General features: G+C 60.1%; 8 protein-coding genes. 1 reads left to right on the top strand and 7 read right to left on the bottom strand.

Annotation, left to right across the window (positions count from 1 at the left end):
* Nucleotides 1-27: 27 nt before the first annotated feature.
* From Pan189_RS01080 to Pan189_RS01055, 6 genes are all read right to left on the bottom strand, one after another.
* Entirely contained in the window at nt 28-747 is a 720-nt protein-coding gene (locus Pan189_RS01080; RefSeq protein ID WP_310820907.1) for a two-component system sensor histidine kinase NtrB, read from the bottom strand.
* Nucleotides 748-837: 90 nt separating this feature from the next.
* On the bottom strand, nt 838-2,991 hold the full coding sequence (gene pnp / locus Pan189_RS01075; RefSeq protein WP_145362129.1) for a polyribonucleotide nucleotidyltransferase: 2,154 nt from the start codon (nt 2,989-2,991) through the stop codon (nt 838-840).
* 173 nt (nt 2,992-3,164) lie between these two features.
* A complete protein-coding gene (rpsO, locus tag Pan189_RS01070) occupies nt 3,165-3,434 on the bottom strand; it encodes a 30S ribosomal protein S15 (RefSeq protein ID WP_145362128.1) in 270 nt (89 codons plus the stop codon).
* Nucleotides 3,435-3,724: 290 nt separating this feature from the next.
* Complete coding sequence (locus Pan189_RS01065; RefSeq protein ID WP_145362127.1) at nt 3,725-3,994, bottom strand: hypothetical protein; 270 nt, start codon at nt 3,992-3,994, stop codon at nt 3,725-3,727.
* Between the two features lie 36 nt (nt 3,995-4,030).
* Nucleotides 4,031-6,265, bottom strand: coding sequence for an NfeD family protein (locus tag Pan189_RS01060; RefSeq protein ID WP_145362126.1), 2,235 nt, complete (start codon nt 6,263-6,265; stop codon nt 4,031-4,033).
* Nucleotides 6,266-6,525: 260 nt separating this feature from the next.
* Nucleotides 6,526-8,076 (bottom strand): dicarboxylate/amino acid:cation symporter, encoded by a 1,551-nt coding sequence (locus Pan189_RS01055; RefSeq protein ID WP_145362125.1) that lies wholly within the window; start codon nt 8,074-8,076, stop codon nt 6,526-6,528.
* A 360-nt stretch (nt 8,077-8,436) separates the two neighbouring features.
* Between Pan189_RS01055 and Pan189_RS01050 the strand changes: the two genes are divergently transcribed.
* Nucleotides 8,437-9,690 carry an HD-GYP domain-containing protein gene (locus Pan189_RS01050; RefSeq protein ID WP_145362124.1) on the top strand — a complete coding sequence of 418 codons (1,254 nt, stop codon included), beginning with the start codon at nt 8,437-8,439 and terminating at the stop codon, nt 9,688-9,690.
* 50 nt (nt 9,691-9,740) lie between these two features.
* Here Pan189_RS01050 and nqrF read toward each other — a convergent pair whose 3' ends face one another.
* Complete coding sequence (nqrF, locus tag Pan189_RS01045) at nt 9,741-10,976, bottom strand: NADH:ubiquinone reductase (Na(+)-transporting) subunit F (RefSeq protein ID WP_145362123.1); 1,236 nt, start codon at nt 10,974-10,976, stop codon at nt 9,741-9,743.
* Between the last annotated feature and the right edge of the window lie 65 nt (nt 10,977-11,041).

Raw genomic sequence — 11,041 nt, 5'->3', positions numbered from 1 at the left:
ATTGCCGGTCCGGCTGATGACTGCGTCTTAATCGCTTGTCGGTAACCACACGCGAAATCGAGTCCCTTTGCCCGGTTCGCTTTCGCACTCGATCGTGCCGCCGTGGGCGGCGACGATGCGGGCGACGGTCGGCAGGCCCAGCCCGCTGCCTTCGGGTTTGGTAGAAACGAACGGTTCGAACATCCGGTCGCGGGTCGCCTCGTCGATGCCGGGGCCGTTGTCGATCACGAATAATTCGATGCCATCCATGCCGAGCCGCGTGATGAGTTCCAACGTTCCCCCATCCGGCATCGCCTGAGAGGCGTTTAAAGCCAGATTCAGGAGCATCTGATTAATCAACGTCGGGTCGACTTCAACCGACGGCAGCGACTGGTCGAGGTGAGGCCGAAGATCAAGACCGGCCCGCTCGGCCCGCGGACGAAAGTATTCGACGAAGTCGCCCACCACCGAGCTGAGATCGCCCGGCTGCAATTGCGGCTGCCCGGCATGGGCGAAGTCGAGAAACGCCTTCAGAATATGATCGAGCTGACCACACTCGCCGCGAATTTTCTTAACCCGTTCCAGCAGCCGATGGTCACGCGAGTCGCCCGGCGGGCTCAGTTCTTCGGCGAGAATCTCGAGGTGCAGGCCCATTGTCGAGAGGGGATTTCGCAACTCATGGGCGAAACCTCCGGCGAGCGCCGCGATCTCGTGATAGCGAGATCGCAGCTCCTCGGTCGCGTCGACGGTCTTCTGCTCGGCAGCCACGGTATGCCCTCAAAACTCGGTCCGATCTTAATAACGAAATTAAGATCGACTTCGGATGAAGCGAGGCGCTTCCGTGCGAATCGGGAGGAATTATTCCTCCTCGTCGTCTCCGCCGTCGCCGTCCGACTCTTCTTCCATCACGGCCTTGCGAGACAGCTTCACGCGGTTTTGCTCATCGACCGCGATGACTTTGACACGCAGTTTATCGCCGACTTTGCAGATGTCGGTGACGTTCTTCACGAACCCGTCGGAGAGTTCGCTGATGTGACACAGCCCGTCTTTGCCCGGAGCGATTTCGACGAAGGCTCCGAAGTCTTTAATGCTGCTGACGGTGCCTTCGTAGATGCGGCCGACCTTAATTTCTTCGGTGAGGGCTTCAACACGGGCGAGGGCCGCCTCGGCTGCTTCGCCGTTGTTGGCGGCGATCGTGACAGTGCCGTCATCTTCAACGTCGAGCGTTGCGCCCGACTCTTCCTGAATGGCGCGAATGGTCTTGCCACCCGGGCCGATGAGCAGGCCGATCTTTTCGGGGTCGATCTTAATTTGCAGCAGCCGCGGGGCGAAGGAGGAGATTTCGCCGCGGGGCCGGCGAATCGCCGAGAGCATCACGCGAAGCAATTCGATGCGGGCCTTGCGGGCCTGCACGAGCGTGTCTTTGATGATCTGCTCGGAGATGCCGTCGATCTTAAGATCGAGCTGAATCCCGGTGATGCCCTTTTGCGTACCGGCGACCTTGAAGTCCATGTCGCCGAAGTGGTCTTCATCCCCCATGATGTCGGTCAGGAGGGTGTACTTGTCGTTCGACTCTTTCACGATTCCGATCGAGATACCCGCGACCGGCTGCAGAATCGGCACGCCGGCATCCATCAAACCGAGCGTGGCGGCACAGACGCTCGCCATCGAGCTGGAGCCGTTCGATTCGGTGATGTCAGAGATGCAGCGGATCGTGTAGGGAAATTTCTCGGCCTTCGGGATGACCGGAAAAACGCTGCGTTCGGCAAGAACGCCGTGCCCGATTTCCCGACGCCCCGGCCCACGGATAGGGCGAACTTCACCGACCGAATAGGACGGGAAGTAATAGTGCAGCATGAACCGCTCAGCCGATTCGCCGAACAAGCCATCGACGCGTTGTTGATCGCGTGAGGTGCCCAGCGTGACGGTCATCATCGATTGCGTTTCGCCGCGGGTGAACAGCGCCGACCCGTGCACGCGGGGCAGAAGGCTGACGCGACTGTCGACGGCGCGGAGGTCGTCCGGCGATCGGCCATCGAGACGTTTGCCTTCGAGCAACAGGTCACGCACGACCTTGGCTTCGAGCTTGTAGAAGGCTTCTTTGAACTGCGCCTTGGTGTTGCCGTCCGAGGTCTCTTCGGCATCTTCCGGGAAGAGTTCCGAAACGAGACCGTCTTTGATTTCCGAGACTTTGTCGGCCCGCTCCTGCTTGTTGCCGGAGGTCTTCGCCTCTTTCACCTTGTCGTACGCTTTCTCCTGCAGCGTACTGGTGAAAGGATTCTCAGGCGGCCCTTCGAACTTCGTCGGCTCAATTCCGACAGCCTTCATCAGGTCGAACTGCAATTCGCACAGTTCGACGCACGATTCGTGGGCGAACATGATCGCCTCGGCCATCTCCGCTTCGGGAAGCTGGTTGGCAAAGCCCTCGATCATCAAGACCGATTCTTTGCTGCCTGCGACGGTGAGATCGAGGTCGCTGCCCATCATCTCTTCGTGCGTCGGGAAGAGCACGAGTTCGCCGTCGACCCGTCCGACACGAACCGAGGAAATCGGCCCGCCGAACGGCACTTCTTCGGCAATCATCAAAGCGGTGCTGGCCCCGGTCGCACACAGCGGCGACGGGTCGTTCTCGCCATCCGACGAGAGCACGTTGGCCTGAACTTGAATCTCGTCTTTGTAACCTTTGGGGAACAGCGGACGCAGCGGCCGGTCGGTGACGCGGGCGGTCAGAATTTCTCGCGTGGTCGGGCGACCTTCGCGCTTCAGAAACCCACCAGCGAACTTACCTGCGGCAGCGAGACGCTCGCGATAATCGACCTGCAGGGGGAAGAAATCGATGCCCGGCCGCGGCGGGCCGTGCTGGGCGGCGACAAACAGGACGGTGTCGCCGAATTGAACGAGGACGGCACCACTGGCCTGCTTGGCGATCTCGCCGGTGGTCAGTTTGAAGGTGCGGCCGCCGATTTCACGTTCGACGGAGACGGGCTGCGGAAACGGGCTTTGATCACTCACGAATTTACTTTCTTCGCCGACAAACGCCGCCTCACCCCCGGGCAACACATTCTTCCGGGGTCACAATCAAAAGGCGGCGGGGGACAATGACAACCGACACGATCGCGATGCGCCGAGCGCATCGCGAACACAACAAAAAATCGACGCTCGCCCCAATGCCAGGCTCAAAGCCACTAGCGACGGAGCGAAAGGCTGTCGATCAGCGACCGGTACGTTTCCGGCGCGGTCCGGTGAAGATAATTGAGCAAGCGACGCCGGCGGCTGACCAATTGGAGCAAACCACGTCGGCTCGAATGGTCCTTCTGATGGGTCCGCAAATGTTCCGTCAGCGCCTTAATTCGGTGCGAAAGCACAGCGACCTGCACCTCAGACGAGCCCGTGTCGGACTCGCTCTGCCGGTACTCTCCGATCACTTCTTGTTTCTTTTCTCTGGTGATCGACATGCAAACCCTCTGAATTCGGCCGAACCCCGGCCACAACTTTTCCCAATTGTCTTCGCGTCAAGGCGGTACTGTAGCAACCACGACGTAAGATGCAACGCAACGGGGAGAACAGACGCTGGAGAGCGGGGGAGTCGGGGGAATTGGCGGCCCGGCAATGAATCGGCCGGGTGCCGACAGGCACAAGATGCTGCTCGAGCCGATTCCAAACAAAATCAGCCGTTCCCCTTACTCGGAAGGTTTTCGAACGGCATCTTGTCGCTGCGCGACCCGGCGGGCCACCCGTTTCGGACTTACCCGGCACCGATCAGGGGCGACAGGTCTTCGCCATCGATCTGCAAGCTGACGATTTTTGCGGAAGGTTCGGCTTGCTTCACCGCTGTGATCGCGATTTGCACCGCTTGTCCGAACGAAGTCGCCTCGACCGTACATCCGATTTCCGGTCGACTGTTCCTGATTCCAGGCGTCAGATCAAAGTCGCTCGATTCATACAAACGATCCGCAAAGTTGTCGGACATCACGTCGAATCCATCGACAATCAGGTCAAATGTGTAGGTATTCATTACACGCCCCCGACTCTCTCGCTCTCCCACCTCCCATCACGCCTCGCGCACAATCACGCGATTCCCTTCCACGCCGACGACCTCGACTTCGGCATCCGCGTCGATGTAGCCGCCGTCGCTGACCACGTCGACGTAGTCGCCTTCGATCAGGGCCTTTCCGCTTGGCCGCAGCGTCGTGGCGGCTTTGCCGGTGCGACCGATCAGCGACATCAGACTATCGGGGCCGACCGTGAGGCTCGGGTCGAGTCGCGGCTCGTTGACGTCGGCTAGTTCGGCACCGGGCGGAGCCAGAATCATAGCGCGGAACAGCGGGATGTGCGGCAGGAACCGACTCGTGACCATTCCTATGAGAATCGTCGTGGCGAGCGCCGCCCCGAGCCAGCCGACGTTGTTTGCCATTTGATTGAAGTCGGAGCCCGGTTCGATGTTGCCGAATGTCTGCGTCGCCATGACCAGCGATCCGAGAATGAGCAGTCCCCCCGACACCCCGAACACACCGAACCCGGGGATCACGAAAAATTCCATCGCCAGACACGCGATGCCGAGGCCGAACAGCACGACCTCCAACCAATCAGCCGTCCCTCCAAGGAACCGCGCCCAGAAGAACAGCGAGAAACACAGTGCCGACAGAATGCCCAGCAGCCCCGTTAGAAAGTGGAGCTCCAGATAAATGAGAATGATTCCAAGCCCGACCAACACCGCCATGGCGAAGTCGGTATTCAGAATAAAGACGAGCGTATCGAGCCAAGTCCGCTCCAACGCCCGCAACGGCATGTCGGGCGGCAGACCGAGCCGCAGCCGCAATTCATCCTGATCGGCGACGGGAGGCTCGGCGATCTTCAACGTGTGTGCCTCTTCGGCACCGACCGTCAGAAGGTTGTCCTCGCGGGACGACTCCACGACTTCCTGCTTAATCCATTCCCCAGCAGCATTGTGAATTTGCGCCTCGGTCATGTACCACTCGCGGCCAGTTTCGGCATTCTCAACGCGATAGACGAGCAGGTCTTTATCCGCCATCGCCATCGCGACGGCTTCGGGCCGCCCCTTCATTTCGGCCAGTTCCGCGAGGATCTTTCTCAGGAAGCTGAGGACCTTCTCGGGAGCACGCTCGAACTGCTGATTCTCACCGACTTCGATCGGCCCGGCATCGCCGATCGTCGCGCCGGGATGCAGATAGATTTCGTCACATCCGAGCGAAATGATTGCCGCCCCGCTTAAAGCCTCATCAGGCACATACGCGACGGTCCGCACACCTTCGTCTTCAAGGTCGGCAATGCGATAGGCGATGTCCTTACTCTGCTGCAAATAGCCGCCCGGGGAGTCAATCTCGAAGATAATCAGATTAACGCCACGGGCGACCGATCGATCGATTTGCCGGCCGATAAACTCGGCGAGAATCGGCTCAATCACCCCGGCGATCTTGATGTAGGCGACCTTTGGCTTCCCCCCGGCAGTCGGGTCGGGACGCAATGCGCTGGAGGGCAGGCCGTACAGCTCCGCCACCTGCGTCCGGTCCGACGCCGTCTGAGTGATCAGAATATCGAGCGCCCGGGCTCGCCGACCGGTGAAGCGGCCGATCGCCCCGGCGTCTTTGAGCGTCTCGACGTCGGAGACGATCGCATCGGTATCTTCCTGCAGCCGTTTAAGTTCTTCGAGTGTCACAACCCGCGACTCGACCGAGTCGCCTTTGCCGAGCTTGATCTTGAGCACGGTCTCGGCCGGGTCGCCCATCCCCGCGACTAAAGCGCGGTTGACCCGCGGATTGTGCCGGCCGTCCACAAGATTCATCACGAATTGCAAATCAGCTTGTGGCATCACGCCGCCGCGACCGAGATCGCCCAGCGAGGCATCGGGATGCATCACGATTTCATTGCAGGCCAGCGCGAGGGCCGCGTTGTTGCCGTTGACCTCTTCGGGGATCCAGGCGATCGTGCGGACGTCGGCGATCTCCGCGGAGGTCAAGAACGCGGCGAGGTCATAGACCGCACCGAATCGGCTCGATCCCGAGTGAATCTCCAGCACCAGGATCGCCTTATCGTCCCGTCCGGCGGCATCCTGCTGCAGCCGCAGCGCGACGTTGCGGACCCGTCCGGCCGCGGTGGCGTCAATCGCCCCGGGCAGAATGACGACCTGTGCCGGTGTGACCGACGCCGCCTGTCCGGAGTCGGTATCAAGTTCGGCATCCGGAGCGGCCTCCTGACCGATGGCGGACGATTGCCAAAGGCTTGCCGTCAGCATCAAACCGATGAACGTTGAAATCGGAATTCGCACTGTTCGATCTCTGCTGAATCTCGGGCCGAATATTCACTCAGGAAACGCACCGCAGACGACCACGGCTCACATCGGGTCAGGAAATTATACCGCCGCGGAAATTTGGAGGTCAAAAAACCTAAATGATTCGCGGATAACATCCCCGCGACAAGCCGCGCACGAAGTAAGCGGATCGAGGTCACGTTGTCGTTTGATCCGCTTACTTCGTGCGCGGCTTGTTGTGTGTGGGCCTTGTCGGCCAGGGGCAGGATTCGTTGCGATCACCCGGCACCGGGACGCACCGCATCATCCGGGATCGACTTCTCAACGACCGCCGCCCCGATACTGTCGCCGAACACGTTCACCGCCGTGCGGAAGCGATCGAGCAGCCAGTCGACCGAGAGGATCAGCCCGATATATTCGACCGGCAGCCCGACGGCGTTGAGCACGATCACCATCGTAAACAGCCCGGCCTCCGGAATCCCCGCCGCTCCGATCGCCGCAAGCGTTGCCGTGACCGCCACAATGATCTGACTTTGCAGCGTGAGCACGAAGGTCGGATCACCGGCCGCCACAGCTTGGGCAATGAAAATCGCCGCCGCGGCTTCGTACAGCGCGGTGCCGTCCATGTTAATGGTCGCCCCGATCGGCACGACGAATTCGACCGACTTCGCCGACACGCCCGCCTTTTGGGTGGCGGTCTCCATTGTGACCGGCAATGTCGCCGAACTACTCGCGGTTGAGAACGCCGTCAGGAGCGCCTGGGACATCTGGTACATGAACACGTACGGATTCTTCCGCGTGCAGATCCAGTAGATCGCCGGCAGCGTGACAAAGGCGTGAATGCCCAAGCCGATCAGAACGGTCGCCATGAACCCACCGATCTGCTGCAACTCATCGCCGAGCCGTCCTTCGAGCTGGGCCTCACCGAATCGCGATGCGACCAGGCAGAAGATGCCCAGCGGCGCCACATTCATCAGCAGCATTACGAACGCGAGCAGCGCGTGATTCGTCTGGTCGATGAGCTGAGTCAGCGAATCGACCCGCTCGCCGAGGGTCGTCAGCATTGCGGCGAAGATCAGACTGAAGCCGATCAGCGGCAACAAATCCATCTTGACCGCGGACTCGAACAGATTTTCGGTGAAGAGCATCGTGAGCAGATTTGCGAAGATCGCTCCGAGTCCGTCCTGCTTTTTGATCTCCCGCAAGCGGTTTTGACTGGCCGCCAGTTCGGCTTCCATTTGGGCGATTTCATCCGCCGGCCCGTCTTCGCCCAATTCATCAAGGGCGGCGTTATATTTCGTGATTTCTTCTTCGAGGCGCTGACGCTCCTGCTGCCGCAATCGCGCCTCGGCCGTCAGGTCTTTCTTGTCGGCCTCCTGTTCGGCCTTGGCCTTCTGCTCTTCGGAGATGTTCCCGCCGGGGTAGATGATGTTGACGCAGATCAGTCCCACGATCACCGCGAGCACCGTCGTGGAGAGGTAGTACGTGATCGCGTACAGGCCCGGCCGACCGAGTTTGCGGACGTCGCCCAGCCCGAGGATGCCGCTCATCACGCTGGTGACCACGAGCGGGACCACAATCATTTTCAGCAGCGACAGGAAAATCTCGCCACCCACGGCGGTCATACTCGCCGCCTCCGGGGCGACGAACGCGGCCGTGACGGCGGCGATAATCCCGATCAGAATGTAGAGCGTGAGCCGATTGCCCGAGTGAGCCTTCTTCTGTGATTCGGTCGGCGATTCCGGCGGACTCGCGGCCTGCCCGCTACTGCCGATGTCTGCTGTCGGCGCCCCTTCGTCCGGTCGGTCTTCGTTCGCGGCATCACTCATGGAGATCACTCATCGATTTCGGCACCGGTCGTCCGTCCCGGCCAATCGCGGGCGGGCGGAAGGGCAACATCTCTTACGGGGAATTCGGATCGTAAGGGCACGGCGTAGTCCGTGTCATCCGTAGGAGGAGGGCGACATCGTTCTCAGGAACTGGCGGCCGCTTTGCAAAGTCCCGAAACACCACCGTGGCCGAACGCGATCGTTTCGTTACAAGCGGAGCAGGCCGCGCGACCGGACCCGGCTTGACCGCGATTCCCGGAAGAAGCGAGTGTTGTGCCGTGTCGAGACACAATTTCGACTCACGTTGTCAGTGTCGGCTGCCATCCCCACGCGCTCAGCGTCTCGAATAATCGTTGCCCAATGCCCCTCGCGAGCCCCCCCGAAAATCGAGTCACACTCCCCCTGTCGCGACTGCGGACCGGAGTGAAGCTCCCCGTCCACATTTACGACCCGCGCGGCAACGGCGAGACGCTGCTGCTCAAGCGCGGCGCCCTGATGACCAAGGCCGCGCTGAGCAAACTCAGTGCGCGCGGCATCGACAGCGTCAGCGTCGATGCCCGCCACGCGAACGACCTCGTCAACAGCCCCCGAAAAACGCCGGCTCGCAGACCGGTCGAGAAACCTCAGCCCAAGAACTTCGGCGGACGAAAATTTGACGCCGATGCCTTCGCGCATGCGGTGCAGCGGTCGAAAGGTCGCACATCTCCAGAGTTGGAAACCGAATTCGGTGACAACATGCGGGCCGCTGAATCGCGGGTCGAGCAACTCTTTGCCGATACAAATCGAAACGGCAAACTCGCGGGCCGCACCGCTGTCGAGGTCACCGGGCAGACGCTCGACCAGCTCGCCGCCGATTTTGACCTGTTCGTCCGCAAAGCGATCGAAGGACTCGGCGGCCAGAAGTCGGGGATTGGAAACCACCATCACGGCAATCGCACGTCGCAATTAGCAATCTCGATGGGGACCGTCGCCGGACTGAGCCGTGAGAAACTGATGAACCTCGGGCTCGGCTGCTTGCTCGCCACGCTGGGCGAATCATCCCTGCGGCATCAGGTTCAAAAGCACCCGCGAAAGTTAACTTCGATCGAGTTCCTCGAAATCACGAAGATCCCCGGCAAGACCTTCGATCTGCTCGAACAGGTCCGCGACATCCCCGCCGACGCCCGGAACGTCGCGTACCAAATCCGAGAACGCTGGGATGGCAGCGGTTACCCTCGCAACAAACAAGGCGAGCAGATCAATCGGCTGGCCCGCATCGCGATGGTCGCCGAAGCGTTCGTGGCCCTTGTTTCCGACCGGCCTCATCGCCCGGCCTATAACGCTTTTCAAGCGATTCGACTTGTCCTGCAGGACACTGCCGTCGGGAAATTCGAAGCCGACTCGTCCCGATTATTGCTCGAAGTCCTCTCGGCCTTCCCGGTCGGCTCGGTCGTTCTGCTCAGTGATGGCCGAATCGGTCGCGTGGTGAGCACCAATGAATCCAACTATGTCCGCCCCGTCCTCGAATTAGCCACGGACGAAGCATCGGACCCGGCGGACATCAAATGGACCGGCGAAATCATCGACCTGGCCGATCAACCGGACACCAAGATCGTCGATTCGATCGCTTGCTGAAACACGCAACGCCAGCAAACGGCACGCTCGCAGCCTCGGCCCCGAACGGCTTAGCCGCCGAAGTCGTCGAAGGCGATATTTTCTGGCTCAACGCCAAGGTCATCGAGCATCTTAAGGACGGCCTGAAGCATCATCGGCGGCCCGCAGATGTAATACTCGATATCTTCCGGCGCCGAGTGATTGGCGAGGTATTCATCGAGCAGCACCTTGTGGATGAAGCCCTTGTAGCCCGTCCAGTTGTCTTCCGGCAGCGGATCAGAGAGCGCGATGTTCAGCTTAAAGTTCGGGAACTCTTCTTCGAGCTTTTTGAACTCATCAATATAGAATAATTCTCGGGTGCTGCGACCGCCGTACCAGTAAGTGATCTTCCGACCCGATTCCGCCTGCCCCTTGAGCAATTCAAAGATGTGCGAGCGAAGCGGGGCCATTCCGGCACCACCGCCGATGTAGACCATCTCGGCCTCGGTGTCCTTAATGAAGAACTCACCGTAAGGGCCGGAAATCGTGCACTTATCGCCCGGCTTAAGATCGAAGATGTAAGAGCTGACCTTACCCGGCGGCGTGCCTTCCGGCGCTCGCGGCGGGGGCGAAGCGATTCGGACGTTGAGCATGATAATGCCCTTTTCGCCCGGGTAATTCGCCATCGAGTACGCCCGGAAGACGGTCTCGTCGACCTTCGAATGGTACCGCCACAGATCGAACTTGTCCCAGTCTTCGCGGAAGTGTTCTTCGACGTCGAACGTCTTATAGTCGAGTTCGTGCGGCGGCACTTCAATCTGAATGAATCCGCCCGCCTTGAAGTCGACGTCTTCTCCTTCGGGCAACTCAAGCGTGAGTTCTTTAATAAACGTCGCGACGTTGTGATTGCTGCGGACGGTACAGTCCCACTTCTTCGTTTCGAAGACCTCTTCGGGGACTTCGATCTTCATATCTTGCTTAACGGCGACCTGGCACGACAACCGGCAGCCTTCCTTCGCGTCGCCCTTATTAATATGCCCTTTCTCGGTCGGCAAAATATCGCCGCCGCCTTCAAAGACTTTCACTTTGCACTGGGCACAGGTGCCCCCGCCGCCGCAGGCCGAGGAGACGAAGATTCCGTTGTCGGCGAGGGCTCCGAGCAGTTTCCCACCGGCCGGCACCGAGAGAGTTTTCTGCTCGTTGACATCGATCGAGACGTTGCCCGTTGAGACGAGCTGACTGCGAGCCGTCAGGATCACGACCACGAGGGCCAATACGATCCCGGTGAAGAATAGCACGCCGAGCAGAATGACGAAGAATCCGGTCATGATTTAATCCGGGCGATGTTCGCCGCGTCGAATGATTTCCTGTGAGCCGTGATCAAAACTTTCGA

It is taken from the genome of Stratiformator vulcanicus, assembly GCF_007744515.1.
In the GTDB taxonomy this organism is placed as follows: domain Bacteria; phylum Planctomycetota; class Planctomycetia; order Planctomycetales; family Planctomycetaceae; genus Stratiformator; species Stratiformator vulcanicus.
Note: the sequence above shows the minus strand (reverse complement) of the source record. Positions and strands in the feature narration are given on the sequence as shown.

What these genes read in the sequence shown, in the direction of transcription:
- Pan189_RS01055 (WP_145362125.1), bottom strand. Translation starts at nt 8,076, where the DNA reads ATGAGTGATGCCGCGAACGAAGACCGACCGGACGAAGGGGCGCCGACA.
- nqrF (WP_145362123.1), bottom strand. Translation starts at nt 10,976, where the DNA reads ATGACCGGATTCTTCGTCATTCTGCTCGGCGTGCTATTCTTCACCGGG.
- rpsO (WP_145362128.1), bottom strand. Translation starts at nt 3,434, where the DNA reads ATGTCGATCACCAGAGAAAAGAAACAAGAAGTGATCGGAGAGTACCGG.
- Pan189_RS01050 (WP_145362124.1), top strand. Translation starts at nt 8,437, where the DNA reads ATGCCCCTCGCGAGCCCCCCCGAAAATCGAGTCACACTCCCCCTGTCG.
- Pan189_RS01065 (WP_145362127.1), bottom strand. Translation starts at nt 3,994, where the DNA reads ATGAATACCTACACATTTGACCTGATTGTCGATGGATTCGACGTGATG.